This window comes from Streptomyces corchorusii, assembly GCF_001514055.1.
Lineage (GTDB): Bacteria > Actinomycetota > Actinomycetes > Streptomycetales > Streptomycetaceae > Streptomyces > Streptomyces olivaceoviridis.
This window is the reverse complement of record NZ_KQ948352.1, coordinates 441,901-460,057: the sequence shown is the minus strand read 5'-3', so window position 1 is coordinate 460,057 and position 18,157 is coordinate 441,901. Positions and strand designations below refer to the sequence as shown.

At 72.8% G+C, this 18,157-nt stretch carries 11 protein-coding genes; 8 read left to right on the top strand and 3 right to left on the bottom strand.

The window, feature by feature from the left end:
* Positions 1-105: 105 nt before the first annotated feature.
* From AQJ11_RS06200 to AQJ11_RS06190, 3 genes are all read right to left on the bottom strand, one after another.
* Positions 106-1,287 carry a glycosyltransferase family 4 protein gene (locus AQJ11_RS06200; RefSeq protein WP_059262142.1) on the bottom strand — a complete coding sequence of 394 codons (1,182 nt, stop codon included), beginning with the start codon at positions 1,285-1,287 and terminating at the stop codon, positions 106-108.
* Positions 1,284-1,682, bottom strand: a complete 399-nt coding sequence (locus AQJ11_RS06195) for a 6-pyruvoyl trahydropterin synthase family protein (protein ID WP_059262141.1) — start codon at positions 1,680-1,682, stop codon at positions 1,284-1,286. Before AQJ11_RS06195 ends, AQJ11_RS06200 begins: the two co-directional genes overlap by 4 nt.
* Positions 1,683-1,791: 109 nt before the next feature.
* A complete protein-coding gene (locus tag AQJ11_RS06190) occupies positions 1,792-2,781 on the bottom strand; it encodes a zinc-dependent alcohol dehydrogenase (RefSeq protein ID WP_059262140.1) in 990 nt (329 codons plus the stop codon).
* 107 nt (positions 2,782-2,888) lie between these two features.
* Between AQJ11_RS06190 and AQJ11_RS06185 the strand changes: the two genes are divergently transcribed.
* The 8 genes from AQJ11_RS06185 (at position 2,889) to AQJ11_RS06150 (ending at position 18,114) form a co-directional block, all read left to right on the top strand.
* Positions 2,889-3,653 carry a CDP-alcohol phosphatidyltransferase family protein gene (locus tag AQJ11_RS06185; protein WP_059262139.1) on the top strand — a complete coding sequence of 255 codons (765 nt, stop codon included), beginning with the start codon at positions 2,889-2,891 and terminating at the stop codon, positions 3,651-3,653.
* 322 nt (positions 3,654-3,975) lie between these two features.
* Entirely contained in the window at positions 3,976-6,822 is a 2,847-nt protein-coding gene (locus tag AQJ11_RS06180) for a type 1 periplasmic-binding domain-containing protein (protein WP_059262138.1), read from the top strand.
* 89 nt (positions 6,823-6,911) lie between these two features.
* Positions 6,912-7,535, top strand: a complete 624-nt coding sequence (locus AQJ11_RS06175) for an HD domain-containing protein (protein ID WP_059262137.1) — start codon at positions 6,912-6,914, stop codon at positions 7,533-7,535.
* 94 nt (positions 7,536-7,629) lie between these two features.
* Positions 7,630-9,954, top strand: a complete 2,325-nt coding sequence (locus tag AQJ11_RS06170; protein WP_079082240.1) for an N-6 DNA methylase — start codon at positions 7,630-7,632, stop codon at positions 9,952-9,954.
* Complete coding sequence (locus AQJ11_RS06165) at positions 9,941-11,932, top strand: type I restriction-modification system subunit M (RefSeq protein ID WP_059262136.1); 1,992 nt, start codon at positions 9,941-9,943, stop codon at positions 11,930-11,932. The genes AQJ11_RS06170 and AQJ11_RS06165 overlap by 14 nt, the downstream gene beginning before the upstream one ends.
* Positions 11,929-13,242 carry a restriction endonuclease subunit S gene (locus AQJ11_RS06160; RefSeq protein WP_059262135.1) on the top strand — a complete coding sequence of 438 codons (1,314 nt, stop codon included), beginning with the start codon at positions 11,929-11,931 and terminating at the stop codon, positions 13,240-13,242. The genes AQJ11_RS06165 and AQJ11_RS06160 overlap by 4 nt, the downstream gene beginning before the upstream one ends.
* A complete protein-coding gene (locus AQJ11_RS06155) occupies positions 13,239-16,421 on the top strand; it encodes a type I restriction endonuclease subunit R (RefSeq protein ID WP_059262134.1) in 3,183 nt (1,060 codons plus the stop codon). Before AQJ11_RS06160 ends, AQJ11_RS06155 begins: the two co-directional genes overlap by 4 nt.
* A gap of 91 nt (positions 16,422-16,512) precedes the next feature.
* Positions 16,513-18,114, top strand: a complete 1,602-nt coding sequence (locus AQJ11_RS06150) for a serine/threonine-protein kinase (RefSeq protein WP_059262133.1) — start codon at positions 16,513-16,515, stop codon at positions 18,112-18,114.
* Positions 18,115-18,157: the final 43 nt, after the last annotated feature.

Here is an 18,157-nt window from a genome sequence, read left to right as displayed (position 1 = left end):
GGATCAGTCCGTTCGAACCCGGTCGGACGGCCGCTTCAGCGTCCCCCGGCCCGCCTGTCTCCGCCGGGACCGGCACCGTCTCCCCACCCCTGTCCCGGTGCCCGCTCACGCCGTCCTCCGCGGTGGTTCCGGGAGGCGGCCGAGGACCGCCGCCAGGCTGCGGGCGGTGGTCGCCCAGCCGTCGAGGGCGGCGCGGCGGCCACGGGCCGCGGCCTTGAGGCGGCGGCGCACGTCGGGTTCGCCGAACCAGCCGCGCAGTTCGGCGGCGAGCGCGGCGGGGTCCTCCGGCGGGACGAGGATGCCGGGCACCCCGCCGTCCGGGGCGCGGCCGACCGCCTCGGGCAGTCCGCCGACGTCGGTCGCGAGGACGGGGATGCCCCGGGCGAGGGCCTCGGTGACCGCCATGCCGTAGGTCTCGGCGTAGGAGGTGAGGACCATCAGGTCGGCGGCGGCGTAGGAGGCGTCGAGGCCGGCGCCGGAACGGGGGCCGGTGAGGTGCAGGCGGTCGGTGAGACCGTACCGGGCGATCAGCTCCCGCAGGTGGGCCACGTACCCGGGGTCGTGGCCGAGGCCGCCGACGCACTCGCAGGTCCACGGCAGGTCCCGGACCGCCGCGAGCGCCTCCACCAGCCGGTGCTGGCCCTTGCGCGGGGTCACGGCGGCCACGCACAGCAGCCGGGAGACGCCGTCGGTGCCGGGGGCGAGGGGCGCGATGTCGGCGCCGGGCGCGGCCACGTGCACCCGGTCGGGGGCGAGTCCGTGGTGGGAGACGAGCCGGCGGACCGCCCAGTCGCTGGTGGCGATCACCGCGGGCACCGCCCGCAGCACCGTCCGCTCGCGCGCGTCCAGGTCGGCGGCGACGTCCGGGTCCAGGCCGGTCTCGTCACCGAGGGGGAGGTGGACGAGGACCGCGAGGCGCAGGCGCCCCGCCTCGGGGACGACGGTCTCCGGGGCCCCGCAGGCGACCAGGCCGTCCAAGAGGACGACGGAGTCGGCCGGGAGGCTCCGCAGCGTGCGGGCGAGCGCTTCGCGGGCGGCGGCGTCCGGGCGCGGCCAGGTGCCGGGTACGGCGTGCCGGGTGACCTGCCAGCCGAAGCCGGGCAGGTCCAGGCAGACCCTGCGGTCGTAGGCGTTGCCGCCGCTGGGCGCGGCCGGGTCGTCGACGCCGCCCGGCATCACGAAGTGCACACTGCGCAGGGACATGGGGACGATTCCGGCGTTCGGGGCGGCGCTGGGCTGCGCGGGCACGTACGCGAGGCGGGCCCGCTCCACGGTCAGGTCGGTCACAGGCCACGCTCGTAACTCGCCCAGGCGATGTGCGACTCGTGGAGCGTGACGGTGATCCCGGCGAGACCCTTGGCGCCCTCGCCGAGCGCGCCCTTCGCGATCCGCTCGGCGAGTCGGTCGGCGACGACCTTGGCCAGGAACTCCGTGGAGGTGTTGACGCCGGCGAACTCGGGCTCGTCGTCCAGGTTCCGGTAGTTCAGCTCCGCGGTGATGGTGCGCAGTTCCCGCGTGGCCAGGCCGATGTCGACCACGATGTTGTCCTCGTCCAGCTGCTCGCGGCGGAACGTCGCGTCCACGAGGAACGTGGCGCCGTGCAGGCGCTGCGCGGGGCCGAAGACCTCGCCGTGGAAGCTGTGGGCGATCATGATGTGATCGCGGACGGTGATGCTGAACAACGGACGACCCTCCAGGTGCGGCGCGTCTGGTCCCCCGCCTTGCCCGCCGGGGGATGCCGTGTAGTACGGCTCTTCGCTTCCCCGTGTTCAGCCGCCCCTCACTCTTTTCTCAGGTCAGGCCGGTCTCCGTGTAGCGGATCCGGTGGCACAGGGCGGGGATCTCACCGGACGCCAGCCGGGGCATGACGTGCGGGAGTTCCTCGAAAGCGCTCTCCCCGGTGATGAGCGCGTCCAGCGCCGGGTCGGCGAGCAGGTCCAGGGCGAGCGCCATCCGGTCGGCGTACGTGCGGCCGGGCCGGGCGGCCGGGGAGACGGTGCCGACCTGGCTGCCGCGCACGGTGAGCCGGCGGGAGTGGAAGGCCTCGCCGAGCGGCAGGGTCACGTGCCGGTCGCCGTACCAGCTCAGTTCCACGACCGTGCCCTCGGGGGCGAGGAGTTGCAGGGCCCGGGTGAGGCCGGCCTCGGTGGCGCTGGCGTGGACGACGAGGTCGCAGTCGCCGAGGGCGTCGGCCGGCGTGGCGAAGTCGACGCCGAGCGCCTCGGCGGTCCTGGCGCGGGCCGGGTCGGCGTCGACCAACTGGAGGCGGACGCCCGGGAAGCGGGCGAGCAGCGCGGCGACCGAGCAGCCGACCATGCCGCCGCCGACGACCGCGATCCGGTCGCCGAGCAGCGGTGTCGCGTCCCACACGGCGTTGACGGCGGTCTCGACGGTCCCGGCGAGCACGGCCCGCCCGGCCGGCACCCGCTCGGGCACGACGGTGACGGCGCTTACCGGAACGACGTAGCGGCTCTGGTGCGGGTAGAGGCAGAAGACGGTACGGCCGACCAGCGCGGCCGGGCCCTCCTCGACCACGCCGACGCTGAGGTAGCCGTACTTCACCGGTGCCGGGAAGTCGCCCTCCTGGAACGGTGCCCGCATCACGGTGTGCTGGCTGTCCGGCACGCCGCCGCGGAAGACGAGGGTCTCGGTGCCCCGGCTGACCCCGGAGTACAGGGCCCGTACCAGGACCTCGTCCTCGGCGGGGGCCGCGAGGGTGACGTCGCGCAGCTCCCCGTGGCCGGGCGAGCGGAGCCAGAACGCGCGGGCCGAGTGGTTCATCGGCATCCTCCTGAACGATCGGGAAGTTGTTCACGTACCGAGTTGTGCACAGGCCGCGCACGGTACGCGGCGTTGATCGACTCTGTCACTCGGCCGGAGGGTGTGCGGTGGCCCTGAACAACACGTATGACGCGAGGCTCCAGCAGGAGACCGCTGTGGGAGCGGGCGCGCAGATCCTGCTGCTGGCCCTGCTCGGCCCGGCGATCGGCATGGGGCCGGCCGGCTGGCTGACGGGGCTCGCCTTCGCGTTCGCCACCTGGGCGGTCCTCTCCCGCGCCGTGCACCGCTCCCGGCTGCGCTCCTTCGGCCCCGCGAACCGGGTCACGCTGGGCCGGACCACCCTGGTCGGCGCGGTGACCGCGCTGGTCGCCGACTCCTTCGAGAGCGCGCCGCCGGTGACGGTGCTGGTCGCGCTGACCGCCGTGGCGCTGCTGCTGGACGGCGTGGACGGCAAGGTCGCCCGCCGCACCGGCACCTCCTCCGCGCTCGGCGCGCGCTTCGACATGGAGGTCGACGCGTTCCTGATCCTGGTGCTGAGCGTGTACGTGTCGACGCGGTTGGGGCCGTGGGTCCTCCTGATCGGCGGCATGCGCTACGCGTTCGTCGCCGCGGCCCGGTTCGCCCCCTGGCTGTCGGCCCCGCTGCCGCCGTCGTTCGCCCGCAAGACCGTGGCGGCGATCCAGGGCATCTGCCTGCTCCTCGCGGGCTCGGAGCTGCTGCCGGCCCCGGCCGGCCTCGCCGTCGTCCTGCTGGCGCTGGGTTCGCTGGTGTGGTCCTTCGGACGGGACGTGCTGTGGCTGTGGCGGAACGCGCGGGCGGTGCGCCCGGCGCCGGCGCGGCCGGTACGGGAACTGGTGCCGTCGGGCCGCTGACGGCACCCGCACCGCCTGCCGGGTGCCGTCAGCGGGGACCGCCGGTCTCCGCGGGTTCCCCCGGCTCCCCCTCACCCCCGGCGCCCGCGTTCGGACCGTGGCTCCCGCTCCCCCGTCAGGGAGCGCACGTCTTCCACCGGTGAAGAGGCACAGCCCCCCCCACCGTGCCACCGCCCGCGCGGCGTTGCGCCCGGAGCGGTTGTCACTGGTGAGCGATATGCTCGAAGGCGCTTGTGACACATGTGTCTTCAGACCACGGGGGGTGTCCATGCACGGTCGTGACCACGGCTTCCTTCAGGACTGCCCGGGTGATCACCCGGGCATGTCGACCGAGGCCGGAATCGACGTCCAGCGGCAGCTGGAGTCCCTGATCCAGGACTTCCGGACCGGCGACCGCCCGATGCCGGTCATCGTGCTGCACGCCGAGGACGCGGCGGACGACGACCGCGTCATCGAACTCGTCGACGAACTGCGCGAAGGACAGCAGCGGCACGGGACCCGCCTGGCCGTCGCCCCGACCGAGCCGCAGCCGGGGGACGTCGACCCCCTGGCCAGGGCCACCCGGCTGCTGTGGGACCTCGGCGACTGGCGGAAGTGGGGCGGCCGGTCCGCCGCCTACCGGCCCTACACCTTTCCGCGCCTCAACCTCGTCCGCGCCCTCCAGGAGGCCACCGACGCCCCGGAGATGCGCGAGCACTGGCCGACCGCACCCGCCGGCACACCGGACGGCAACGCGCAGCGGGAGCAGGCCCAGACGCATCTGCTGCGCATCCTGGCCCGGCAGCGCTGGCGGCCCCGCAGGCCCTCGCGCTGGCACCGGCAGTTACTCCTCAACGACGTGCAGCAGTTCCTGCCCATGGGCATCCTGGGCGCGTTCACCGCGCTGCTCACCCGCCCCGAGTGGTACGTCGCCGCCCTGGCGGGCCTCGGACTGATGATCCTGCTCGCCGGCCTCAACCACGTCCCCGGACGCGCTCCCCTCTTCCTGTGGCTGCGCACGGAGAGCCGGTGGTTCCTGACCACGACGTTCCTCCAGTCCGCCGCCCGCCGCCGGTCGACCAGCGTGCGGCTGCTGCGGCCCGTCCACTCCTGGAGGGCCATAGCGGCCCGCGCCTACGACGTGGCCGAGGCGATGCGGGAGGGCGGCCCGTTCCCACTCCAGCTGTACGTGCTGGCGCTGTTCGAGGACCTGCGGGACAACCACCGGCGCGGCAGCTGGGACCTGCGGGGCCTGAAGCGGACGCGTCCCCCCGTGCTGTTCCTGCGCCGGATCAGCCGGGAGAACGGCGGCGTCGAACTGATCAGGGCGGTGAGCGACGTCCGCAGCCGGCGCAGTGAGCTCGATCCGCTGCTCATCGTGGCGGGCGTGGCGGCGGGCGACGCGGCGCTGCTCGACCGCGGCACGGACGCGGAGCCACCGGCCGGCCGGCCGCAGCCCGCGCCCTGGCGCCTCCAGCAGCGGTTGCGGCACTGGTACGACGAGTGGGCGGGGAACCTCCGGGCCGACCAGTCGCCGAGCCGGACGAACGCCCTGCCCTGGGTGCTCAGGGCGGCGCTGCCCCGCGACGAGCTGGTGCAGTTGCGGCAGACGGACTGGCGGTGCGTGCGGGCCAGGCACCGGCCGCCCCTCGCCCGCGTGGTGTGGTCGGCGTACAGCCTCGTCCTGGTCCTCGTCCTCGCCGGCACCGCGGGTGTCGTCCACTCCCTCGAACTGCACCGCGCGTACTGCTCGGCGGGCCTGGTGAGCGCCGACCGCGACACCGTACGGCGTCCCGCGCCCGGCGGCGGCACGGAGTGCGTCGGCATAGCCACCGGAGACGTCCGGTTCGGCGCGTACCTCGCGGGCGGTGCCCACGGGGAGGGCCGGCGGATGCGTGAGCTGGAGGACCTGGTGCGCGCCGAGAACGCCGACGTGCTGCACCAGCACCCCGGCACGTACGTCACCGTGGTGTACGCGGGCCCGCTGAGCTCCTCCGCGACGGACTCCTCCCTCGTCAAGGGTGCCGAGGAGCTGGCCGGCGTGTACCTCGCCCAGCGCGTGGTCAACGAGAACTACACGGTCAAACTCCGGGTGCTGCTCGCCAACGCGGGTGTGGACATGGGGCAGCAGCGCGTGGCGGCGGACGCGATCGCCCGGTACGCCGACCGCGACCCGACCGTCGTCGGCGTGGTCGGCTTCGGACGTGACCTGCAAAGCAGCACCTACGTCACGCGCCGGCTCCACGAGGTGGGACTGCCCATCGTCTCCGGCACCAACTCGGCGACCTACCTGCCGAAGCGGTTCTCCAACTGGTTCAGCCTCGCGGCTCCCGACGAGCACCAGGCGAAGGCGCTCGGCTTCGTCGCCCGGCAGCTGCGCGCCCGGGAGAAGGACCCGTACGCGCTGGTGCTGGCCCGCGACACCAAGGATTCGCAGGACCGCTACACCAGCGAACAGGCCGCCTACGGCGGGAAGATGCTGTCCGATGAAGAGTTCCGGCTGCTGCCCGAGGAGCGCTACCGGGTGGCGAACGGCAAGCCCGAACTGCGGCTGCTCGCCGGGAGCATCTGCCGGGCGGAGCACGTCCCCTCGGTGATCTACTTCGCCGGACGGGTCGAGGACATCGGTCCGCTGATGACCCAGCTGAGCACCGAACCGGGCTGCGCGAACCGGGAGATATCCATCCTCACCGGGGACGACCTGAGCAAGGCCAGGTTCTCCGGCACGGGCGGCCGTGACGGCGTGGCCCCGCGGATCACGCTCTACCACGCCGCCCTGGCCGAGCTGAGGGAGGCCGCGTCCACGACCGCCTTCTACCAGGACGCCGTCAAGTACCTCCCCTGGCTGGAGGGCAAGGAGGTCACGTACGACTCCCCCGACCTCGCCAGCGGCCAGACGGCCCTCGCCCACGACGCCACGCGTGCGCTGTACTGGGCGGCCAGCCTCGGCGATGTCCGCCAGAGCCGCGCGGCGACCTGGGTGAACCTCAGGGGCGTGAAGCTGGACGGGATGGCCACCGGGACGATCGACTTCACCGACGCGCCGCTGTACGGCGAACGGCGCGGCCACAGCATCGTGATCAAGCGGGTGCGCAGGACGCCCCGGGGCACCTCGGAGACGGAAGTGCTGTGCAGCAGAACGGCCGGCAGCACCAAGCCGCTCAGTACGAAGGAGTGCTCGATCGGATGACCGGACGGGGTCCGGGCCGAGACCGCACCGGCCCGGACCCGGCGGGAGGGCCGTACGGACCGCTCCACGGCGGTTGTTAGGCTCCCCGGATGAGCATTCCGGGACCCGACGAGATCCGTGCGCTGCACGAGAAGTACGCGCCCACCGCCGAGGCGTTCGCCCTCGTCCACACGCACTGCGAGATCGTCTGGAGCATCGCCCGGCGGCTCCTGTCCGCCCCACGCCTGCGCCACCTCGACGCCGACCTGGTCCGCGCCGGCTGCCTCCTCCACGACATCGGCGTCTACCGCCTCTACGACGCCGACGGACGGCTGGACCACGCGCGGTACATCCGGCACGGACTGCTCGGCCACGAGATCCTGGAGCAGGAGGGCTTCCCCGAGCCGCTGCGCCGGTTCTGCTCCCACCACACCGGAGTCGGTCTCACCCGGCACGACGTCCTGAGCCAGGGCCTCCCGCTGCCTCCCGCCGACTACCTGGCGGTGACGGAGGAGGAGCGGCTGGTGATGTACGCGGACAAGTTCCACACCAAGTCCCGCCCGTCGGCGTTCCTCACCGCCGACGACTACGCCGCCCACGTCCGCCGCTTCGGCGAGGACAAGGTCACCGCGTTCCAGGCTCTGCGTGCGGAGTTCGGCGACCCGGAACTGTCCGGGGCGGTGCCGTGCGGGGACACCGGACGCGCCGCCGGCGTCCTCGGCCGCTCCGAGTAGCAGCCACCCCAGGGAGCTTGAAAGCATCGTCAAATACGTCGACGGATTTGACGAGTGCTGTAGGTTGTGGACCGTCCGCAACCGAGAGGCCGCCATGCCACCGTCGTCCGCCCAGGTCACCGCCGCCGAGATCTCCCGCATCGCCGGAGTCACCCGCGCGACGGTGAGCAACTGGCGCCGTCGGTACGAGGACTTCCCCGATCCGTCCGGCGGCACGGAGAGCAGCCCGCTGTACGACCTGGAGGCCGTGCGTGCCTGGCTGGCCTCGCGCGGGCACGCCTCGGCGGCGACCCCGTCGGAGGAGCTGCGCACCGCCCTGCGGCTGCGCGCGCAGAGCGGCGGCGGCACGCCCGAGGGTCTGCTGCTCCTGGTCCTCGCCGCGGCGGGCCGCTCGGCCCAGGAGCTGACGGCGGCCACGCGGTCGCCGGACGCGGAGCTCGCCGCCCGCGCACAGCGGGACGCGGCGTCCGCTTCCGGCGCCGTGCCGGCCGCGGAGGCGGTCCGCTTCCAGGCGGACGACGCCGCGGTGCTGCGCGCCCTGTACACGTGTGTACGCGACGAGGGCGGACAGGCCGCGCTCGGCGTGCTCGCGGAACGGGAGCTGGAGGACAGTGCCGCGTCCGGCACGTACCGGACCCCCGCGCCGCTGGCGGACCTGCTCGTCCGTCTGGTTCCCGGCTCCCCGGCCCGCGTCCTGGACCCGGCCTGCGGCAGCGGCACGCTGCTGGCGGCCGCCGCCCGCCGGGGGGCGCGCGAACTGTACGGACAGGACGCGCTCGACGTGCAGGCCCGGCGCAGCGCCGTGAGTCTGATGCTGACGGCTCCGGACGCCGCGGTCACCGTGCGCGCCGCCGACAGCCTCCGCGCGGACGCCTTCCCCGGCCTGGCCGTCGACGCGGTGCTGTGCAACCCGCCGTACGGCGTCCGCGACTGGGGCCACGACGAGCTGGCGTACGACCCGCGCTGGGCGTACGGCGTCCCGGCCCGCGCGGAGTCGGAGCTGGCGTGGGTCCAGCACGCGCTCGCCCACCTGGCGCCAGGCGGTCACGCGGTCCTGCTCCTGCCGCCCGCCACGGCCGGCCGCGCGTCGGGGCGCCGCGTCCGGGCCGAGCTGGTCCGCAGCGGGGCCCTGCGCGCGGTCGTCGCGCTGCCGGTGGGCGCGTCGGCGCCGCTGCACATCGGTCTCCAGGTCTGGGTGCTCCGGCGGCCCGAACCGGGCGGCCCCGAGCGCAGGTCGGTGCTGTTCGTGGACACCGCGGCGGACCCGGCGACGGCCGCCGGACGCGGCGGAACGGCGGTGACCGCGCGGACGCGGGGCGGGAGCCGGTCCGCCTCCCTGGACTGGGAGAGGATCACGGCGCGCGCCCTGGACGCCTGGCGGGCGTTCACCGAGAGCCCCGACACGTTCGAGGGCGAACCCGGCGTGGCGCGCGCGGTCGGCGTGGTGGACCTGCTGGACGACGTGGTGGACCTGACCCCGGCGCGGCTGGTGCGGGCGTCACGGGCCGAGGTGGACCCGGCGGAACTGTCGGCCGAGGTCGACGCCGCACGGCGCGATCTCGTGCGGGCCTCGAAGGCCCTCGCGCGGACGGCGGGCGACGAGAGCTGGAGCGCGGCGGGCGCCACGGCCCGCGAGTGGCGGACGGCGACGGCCTCCGACCTCGCGCGCGGTGGGGCGCTCACCCTGCTGCGGACCCAGCCCGACAGTGCGCGCACCCGGGCGCGGACCGCGGACTGCGGGAGCGGCGGGGGCGCGGGGACCGCGGCACGGGCGGTGCTGACCAGCTCGGACATCGCGACCGGTTCGGGACCGACGGGGGACCCGGTGGGGCCGTACGACGACACGGCACCCGTGGTCGCCGTCGGGGACGTCCTCGTCCGGGCGGTCGCGAGCGCGGACGGCCCGATGGTCCGGGTCGCGGGCGGGGACGACGCCGGCGCACTGCTCGGCCACCACGTCCACCTCTTCCGGCCGGACCCGGCCCGTCTGGACGCCTGGTTCCTCGCGGGGTTCCTGGGCGCGGAGGAGAACATCGCGGGCGCGTCGACGGGCAGCACGATCCTGACGGTCAGCCCCGGCCGGCTGCGCGTGCCCCTGCTGCCGCTGGAGGAGCAGCGGCGGTACGGGGAGGCGTTCCGGCACGTGCACGAGCTGCGGGCACAGGCGCGGCGGGCGACGCGGCTGGCGGAGGACACCGCACGGCTACTCGCGGGCGGGCTCACCGGCGGGCAGTTGCTGCCGTCGCGGGAGGGAGCGGAGACGGGCGGCCGGGGTGGCGATCCGCCCGGTCGGGCACGCCCTGACACAGGGACCACACTTGTCGGACCGTCCCGGCAGGCCGATCGACTCGGCCCGCCCGCGGACGGTGGGGTCGGGACATCGCGGAAGGAATCCGGGGATCCAGTTGAACATCGGTAAGCACACGGAGTTGGCGAACCACGCGTGGTCCGTCGCCGATCTCCTGCGGGGGGACTACAGGCAGTCGGACTACGGCAAGGTCATCCTGCCGTTCACGGTGCTGCGGCGCCTTGAGTGCGTGCTGGACCCGACCCGTGAGCAGGTCGCGGAGCTGGCGGAGCAGCACAGGGACAGCGGGATCGACCCCGACCGCTTCCTGCGCCGTGCCTCGGGCCACTCCTTCTACAACACCTCCCGCCTGACGCTGCGGAAGATCGCGGCGGACCCGCAGAACGCGACGGCGAACCTCCAGGTGTACGTGGGGGCCTTCTCGGACAACGCGCGGGGCGTGCTGGACCGCTTCGAGTTCGCCCAGCAGATCAAGCGGCTGGACGGCGCCGGGCTGCTCTACCAGGTCATCGGCAAGTTCACGGACCTGGACCTGCGGCCCGAGGTCGTGCCCAACCACAACATGGGCTACATCTTCGAGGAGCTGATCCGCCGCTTCGCCGAGCAGTCCAACGAGACGGCCGGTGAGCACTTCACCCCGCGTGAGGTCATCCAGCTCATGGTGCGGCTGCTGGTCGCCCCGGACGGCGACGCGTTGCAGTTGCCGGGTGCGGTGCGCACGGTGCTCGACCCGGCCTGCGGTACGGGCGGCATGCTCTCCGCGATGGACGACCTCATCAAGGAGCTCAACCCGGACGCCACGGTGGAGGTGTACGGGCAGGAGCTCAACCCGGAGTCCTGGGCCATCTGCCGGTCCGACCTCATGATCAAGGGCCAGGACCCGGAGAACATCGCCTTCGGCAACTCCTTCTCCGACGACGGTCACGCGCGCAGGACCTTCGACTACATGCTGGCGAACCCGCCGTTCGGCGTGGAGTGGAAGAAGGTCAAGGAGGAGGTGGAGCACGAGCACAAGGCGCTGGGCGAGGCCGGGCGCTTCGGCGCGGGGCTGCCGCGCATCAACGACGGCTCGCTGCTGTTCCTCCAGCACATGGTCTCCAAGATGAAGCCGGTGGACGTGAACGGCGGGGGCGGCTCGCGCCTGGCGATCGTCTTCAACGGCTCGCCGCTCTTCACGGGCGCGGCGGGATCGGGTGAGTCGGAGATCCGCCGCTGGATCCTGGAGAACGACTGGCTGGAGGGCATCGTCGCCCTGCCGGACCAGCTCTTCTACAACACGGGCATCGCGACGTACTTCTGGATCCTGACCAACCGCAAGAACCCGGACCACAAGGGGAGGGTCGTGCTGCTGGACGCCCGCGACCAGTGGCAGAAGATGCGCAAGTCCCTGGGCGACAAGCGCAAGGAGCTGGGCAGGGACCACATCGCCACGGTGGTCAGGCTGTACGGCGAGGCCCTGGCCGTGGCGGACGACCCGGAGCACCCGCTGCACGGCAAGGTGCGGGTCTTCTCCAACGAGGACTTCGGCTACCGGCGGATCACCGTGGAGCGCCCGCTCAGGCTGCGGTTCGAGGTGACGGAGGAGACGGCGGCGGCGCTGGAGACGTCCAAGGTGATCCAGCGGCTGCCGCAGGCTCCGGCGCTGGCCGACGCCGTCAAGTCCCTGGCGGGCACGGGCTGGGGCACGAAGCAGGAGGCCTGGCTCGCGCTGAAGGACGCGGTGGTGCGGGCCGGCGGGACGTGGCCGACCGGGGCGCCGTTCAACAAGGCGCTGCGGGACCTGATCGGGGTGCGGGACCCGGAGGGCGAGGTACAGCTCGTCAAGGGCGCCCCGGAGCCGGACCCGGAACTGCGGGACTACGAGAACGTACCGCTGGGCGAGGACGTCGAGGAGTACCTGGCCCGCGAGGTGCACCCGCACGTGCCGGACGCGTGGATCGACCACGACAAGACGAAGGTCGGGTACGAGATCCCGTTCACGCGGCACTTCTACGTGTACGAGCCGCCGCGATCGCTGGCCGAGATCGACGCGGATCTCAAGGCGCTGGAGGCCGAGATCCAGGAACTGCTGGGGGAGGTCACGGAATGACGCACGCCCGGCTTCCGTACGGTGGTGGCGCCACGCCGGACACCTGGGACATCGTCCCGCTGAGGTACCTGGCCACGCTCACGAACGGCTACGTGTTCAACTCAGCGGACCGCTCCGACGAGGGCACCCCCATCGTCCGGATCGAGAACCTGAACGGGTCGCCCCACTTCAACCGCTCCGCCCTGTCCCTGCCCGACAAGTACCGCGTGGAGGCGGGGGACCTGCTGTTCTCCTGGTCCGGGAACCCCGGGACCTCGTTCGGCCCGTACCTGTGGGCCGCACCCGGCAAGCACTACCTGAACCAGCACATCTTCAAGGTCGGGGTCCACGGCTGTGACCCGCGATGGCTCTACTGGGCCCTCAAGGCGGCCACGCACTGGATCGAGCGCCGGCTCACCAGCGGCATGATCGGCATGGTGCACGTCACGAAGGAGGACCTCGCCGGGGTTCCGATCCCGGTCCCGCCCAGGGAAGCGCAGATCCGCATCGCCGATTACCTCGACGCCGAGACCGGTCGCATCGACACGCTCGAACGCGTCCTGCGGCGCGAACTGGAGCTTCTCGCGGAGCGCCGTTCGGCGGGTGTGGTGGCGGCCGTGTCCGGCAGTGCGCACGCTCACCGCCGGACGTCGACGCTGCCCTGGCTCGACACCGTCCCCGCGGCCTGGCAGGAGGTGCGCCTGGGGCTGCTGGCCCGTATGGGCAGCGGCCACACCCCCAGCCGCTCCCATCCGGAGTGGTGGACCGACTGCACCATCCCGTGGATCACCACGGGCGAGGTCAAGCAGGTACGGGACGACCGCGTCGAGGAGGTCCACGAGACCCGGGAGAAGATCAGTGAACTCGGACTCGCCCATTCGGCGGCCGAGTTGCACCCGAAGGGGACCGTGTTCCTGTGCCGCACGGCCTCGGCCGGCTATTCGGGGATCATGGGCCTCGACATGGCCACGAGTCAGGACTTCGTGACGTGGACCTGTGGACCCCGCCTGGTCCCGCACTACCTGTTGTGGTGCCTGCGGGCCATGCGGCCTGATCTCCTGGGGCGCCTGGCCATGGGGTCCACCCACAAGACGATCTACGTTCCCGACCTCCAGATGCTGCGCGTCCCGTTGCCGCCCGTCGAGGAACAGGAGCGGATCGTCCGGGAGATCCGCCGGCAGAACGCCCGGTTCGACGCGCTCACCGACCGGGTGCGACGCCAGCAGGAGCTCCTCAGGGAGCGCCGCCAGTCCCTCGTCACCGCCGCCGTGACCGGCCAGTTCGACGTGTCCGCCGCCGGCCCCACCGCAACCGCGGGAGTGGCCGCATGAGCCCCGTGCACGACGAGTCCTCCTTCGGGTCGGCCATCGTCGCCGCCCTGTGCGAGCGCGGCTGGCGGGAGGCGGAACCCGAGGGCTACCGGGCCGATCTCGGGCTCGACACCGACGAGTTGTTCGCCTTCATCGACGAGACGCAACCCGACGAGTGGAGCGAGCTGCTCACCGTCTACGGGGGTGACTCACGCGAGGCCCGGCGCGGCTTCGCGCAGCGCCTGGACCGGGCCATCGCCGACGACGGTCTCCTCCATGTCCTCCGCAACGGCGTCAAGGACCGCGGGGTGCGGTTCCGCGTCGCCCACTTCAAGCCCAACCTCGTCTCCGCCGACTCCGTCCTCGACGGCTACCGCGCCAACCGCCTCACCGTCGTCCGGGAACTCCCCTACGCCACCAAGCAGGCCGACCGGGGCCGCCGTCTCGACCTGGCCCTGTTCCTCAACGGCATCCCGGTGGCCACGGCCGAGCTGAAGAACCCGCTCACCGGTCAGGGCGTCGAGCAGGCCAAGGAGCAGTACCGGACCGACCGCGACCCGACCGAGCCGATCTTCACGCGGCGGGTCGTCGCCAACTTCGCCGTCGACCCGGACCTGGTCTTCGTCACCACCCGGCTGCGTGGCAGGGCCACCCGGTTCCTGCCCTTCAACACCGGCTCGAACGGTCCTGGCCGGCCCGGCGGGGCCGGCAATCCGGCGCCCACGGCCCACGGCACGTACGCCACCTCCTACCTGTGGGAACAGGTCTGGCAGCGGGACAACTGGCTCGACCTCCTCCAGCGCTTCGTGCACCAGCAGAAGCACAGGACGCCCGGCGGCGGCACCACCAGGACGACGGTCTTCCCCCGCTTCCACCAGTGGGACGTCGTCCGGAGGCTCACCGCGCACGCGGCCACCCACGGCGCCGGCCAGAACTACCTGATCATGGCCTCCGCCGGCTCCGGCAAGTCGAACACCATCGGCTGGCTGTCCCACCGGCTCAGCGACCTGCACGCCGGCACCGACCCGGCCGCCCTCGACCCCGAGGCCGTCGCCGACCAGCGCATCACGCCGGGCGAGCCCGTCTTCGACAAGGTCATCGTCATCACCGACCGCCGCAACCTGGACGCCCAGCTCCGGGAGACCGTCGGCGGCTTCTCGCAGACCGACGGCCTGGTCGTGAAGGTCGACGAGAAGCACGGGGCGAAGAGCGAACAGCTCGCCCGCGCCCTGTCCCGGGACACCGGCAAGATCGTCACCGTCACCCTGCACTCGTTCCCGGCGCTGCTGGACTACGTCAAGCGCAACCCCACCGAGATCAAGGGCACCCGCTTCGCGATCGTCGTGGACGAGGCGCACTCCTCCCAGTCGGGCGACGCGGCCACCGCCGTGAAGTCCGCCCTGCGCGACCTCGGCCTGGACGCCGACTCGGACGACGAGGGCGCGACCACGCTCACCGTGGACGACAAGCTGAGGGCGAAGGCGGTCGCACGCTCCCGCGCCGCCAACCTCTCCTACTTCGCCTTCACCGCCACGCCCAAGGCGAAGACGCTCGAACTCTTCGGCACGCGGGACGTGGAGGACGGCAAGGCGGTCTACCGCCCCTTCCACACCTACTCCATGCGCCAGGCCGTCGAGGAGGGCTTCATCCTCGACCCGCTGCGCAACTACGTCACGTACACCACCTACTGGAAGCTCGCGAACCTCAACCGCGACGAGAAGGAGGTCGACCCCTCCCGGGCGAACAGCCTGCTCGCCCGGTTCGCGCTCATGCACGAGCACACGGTGTCCCAGCACGCCCAGGTGATCGTCGAGCACTTCGTCGCCCACACCCGCGGCCGGCTCGGCGGGCGCGCCAAGGCCATGGTGGTCACGGCGTCCCGCCACTCCGCCGTACGGACGGCCCGCGCCATCCGCAGCTACATCGCCGACCGCGGGTACGACGCCGCCTACCCGGACCTGGGTGTCCTGGTCGCCTTCTCCGGGTCCCTCACCATCGACGGCGAGGAGACCACCGAGAGCAAGGAGAACGGCGGTCTCCCCGAGAGCGCGCTGCCGAAGGCGTTCGGCTACACCCGCGCCGACGACAAGGCCGCGAAGGCCGGCGGCAAGGGGCAGCAGGAGTACCGGATCCTCGTCGTCGCCGAGAAGTACCAGACCGGCTTCGACCAGCCGCTGCTGACGACCATGTACGTCAACAAGACGCTGACCGGCATCGCCGCCGTGCAGACCCTCTCCCGCCTCAACCGCACCGCCGAGCGCAAGTCGCAGGCCGACCTCGCCGTCCTGGACTTCGTCAACGAGGCCGAGGACATCCGGGACGCCTTCCGCCCGTACTTCGAGCAGGCGCACACCCTGCCCTCCGATCCGAACCTGCTCTACACGGCCCAGAGCCGCGTCATGTCCGCCCCGGTCGTCTCCGAGCAGGACATGGACGCGTTCGTCGCCGCGTACTTCGAGGCGCAGGAGAGGGCCGGCGGCTCCCCGTCCACGTGGGAGAAGCTGCACGCCGAGCTGTACCGGCTGCTCTCCCCCGCGGTCACCCGGTTCACCGCGCTGCTGGACAGCCAGGAGGAGGACGACGTCGAGACGGCCGAGGAGTTCCGGACCCATCTCCACGACTACGTCCGCAAGTACGGCTTCCTCGCGCAGATCGTCCCGTACCACGACCCCGAGCTGGAGCGGCTGTACCTGTACGGACGGCACCTGCTCAACCGCCTGCCGCGCCGGGCGGACGGCGGGGTCGACATAGGCGAGGTGGACCTCAGTCACCTGCGGGTCGAGAAGACCGGCGAGGTCGACGTGTCGCTCTCCGCCGACGGGCCCGCCGAGCTCAAGGGCTTCGGCGACGGGGCGGGCGGCGCCAGAGACCCGGAGACGTCCCTGCTGTCCGAGCTGATCGAGAGGTTCAACGCGAAGTTCGGTACGGAGTTCACCGAGCAGGACGTCCTCCCGGCGTTCAACGCCACCAAGGAGGACCCGAAGGTCCGGGCCGCCGCCCTCGTCAACGACGAGGAGAACTTCGGCATCGTCTTCGACAAGAAGTTCGAGGAGAACATGATGGACCACGTCTCCACGATCGACACGCTCGGCAAGCGGTACTTCGGTACGGACCGGGACTTCAAGTCCGGCCTCGACCGCAGCGCCCGCCGGGCGGCCTGGCGGATGATCCGCCGGGAAGCGGGCCTGGAGGACATCTGACGGCGCTGGACGGACGGATCCCCCGCCCGCGAAACTGATCACCAACCACATCGAAGGATCACTTCGGACACGCGACGGGGGCGGGGGCCAGGTGCCGGACGTACGGCGGATCGCGGAACGGTACGAGCTGCTGGAGCGGTTCGGCCATGGCGGGATGGGGGACGTCTGGCGCGGCTACGACGCCGTGCTGGACCGGCCGGTCGCCGTGAAGCTGATCCGCCCGCAGGCCGTGACGTCGCCGCAGGCGGCGCAGGAGTTCGAGAAGCGGTTCCGGCGCGAGGCGCGGATCACCGCGCGGATCCGGCACCCGGGCGTGCCGCAGGTGTACGACGCGGTGCTCGGGGCGTCGTACGAGCGGCTGTTCCTGGTGATGGAACTGGTCGACGGCGTGCCGCTGACCGCGTACGTGCGCCCGGACCGGCCGCTCCCGGTTAGCTGGGCGGTGGCCGTGGCGGCGCAGGTGGCGACCGTTTTGTCGTACGCGCACGACGTGCCGGTGGTGCACCGCGACCTCAAGCCGGGCAACGTCCTCATCGCGCGGGACGGCACGGTGAAGGTGCTGGACTTCGGCATCGCGGCGATCCTCCGGACGGACGTCACCAAGCTGACCTCGACGGGCAGCCCCATCGGCACGCACCAGTACATGGCGCCGGAACAGGTGCGCGGCGGCCGGGTCACGCCGCGCACCGACCTGTACGCGCTGGGCTGTGTGCTGCACGAACTGCTCTGCGGGCGCCCGCTGTTCGCCGGGGACAGCGAGTTCCAGCTGATGACGCAGCACGTCAACGCGGCACCGACGCCCCTGCGGCAGCTCCGTGCCGACGTACCGGAGGCCCTGGAGGAGCTGGTCCTGGACCTGCTCCGCAAGGCCCCCGAGGCGCGTCCGGCGGACGTGCAGGAGGTGTACGAGCGGCTGCGGCCGTTCCTGCCCGCGCCGGGAGAGGAGCCGGCGCCCGAGGAGGCGGGGCCCGCGGGGACGCCCGACCCGACCGGGATCTTCCGCCGCCCCTACGCCCCCCGTTCCCGCGTCGGCGCCGGGAGCGTGCGGCCCGCCGCCGCCGCGCCCGACGCGCCGCCGGTCGTACCCGCGGCCGAGCGGGAGGCGCTGCGGGAGCAGATCCGCGAGGTCCATGAGCACTACCTCGCCCTGATGGAGGAGGAGCGGTACGCACAGGCCGCCGAGGTGGTGGACGAGCTGATCGGGCCGGCCGCGCGCGCCCTCGGCTCGGACAACAAGGCGGTGCTGCGGCTGCGCACGTGGCGGGCGGTCAGCCGTCAGCTGGCGGGAGACCACCGGGCCGCGCTGCCCGAGTTCGAGGCGCTCGCCGACGCCTTCGCGCGGGTCGGCGGGCCGGGCAGCGAGGACGCGCTGAACAGCCGGGCCCAGGCGGCCCGCTGCCGCGGCGAACTCGGCCAGGTGACCGAGGCGCTGGCCGGACTGAACGACGTCCTCGACGCCGTCCGCGCCGTCGACGGCGACGCGAGCGAGAACGCGGTGGAACTGCGCCGCGACATCGGCATGCTGCTGCTCGCGCAGGGGCGGACGACGGACGCCTTCGACGTCCTGGACCCGCTGCACGCGGACCTGTGCCTGGTGTTCGGCCCGGACGACGAACTGACCGCCGAAGTGGCCGAGACATTGGCCGTGATCCGTCTGGACCTCGGCGGCGACGGGTCCGGCTGTCCCGCGTGAAGCGAGGCACCGCTGTCGCGGCTGCCGCGGCCGGCGCAGGCCC

What these genes read in the sequence shown, in the direction of transcription:
- AQJ11_RS06155 (WP_059262134.1), top strand. Translation starts at nt 13,239, where the DNA reads ATGAGCCCCGTGCACGACGAGTCCTCCTTCGGGTCGGCCATCGTCGCC.
- AQJ11_RS06175 (WP_059262137.1), top strand. Translation starts at nt 6,912, where the DNA reads ATGAGCATTCCGGGACCCGACGAGATCCGTGCGCTGCACGAGAAGTAC.
- AQJ11_RS06170 (WP_079082240.1), top strand. Translation starts at nt 7,630, where the DNA reads ATGCCACCGTCGTCCGCCCAGGTCACCGCCGCCGAGATCTCCCGCATC.
- AQJ11_RS06160 (WP_059262135.1), top strand. Translation starts at nt 11,929, where the DNA reads ATGACGCACGCCCGGCTTCCGTACGGTGGTGGCGCCACGCCGGACACC.
- AQJ11_RS06180 (WP_059262138.1), top strand. Translation starts at nt 3,976, where the DNA reads ATGTCGACCGAGGCCGGAATCGACGTCCAGCGGCAGCTGGAGTCCCTG.
- AQJ11_RS06190 (WP_059262140.1), bottom strand. Translation starts at nt 2,781, where the DNA reads ATGAACCACTCGGCCCGCGCGTTCTGGCTCCGCTCGCCCGGCCACGGG.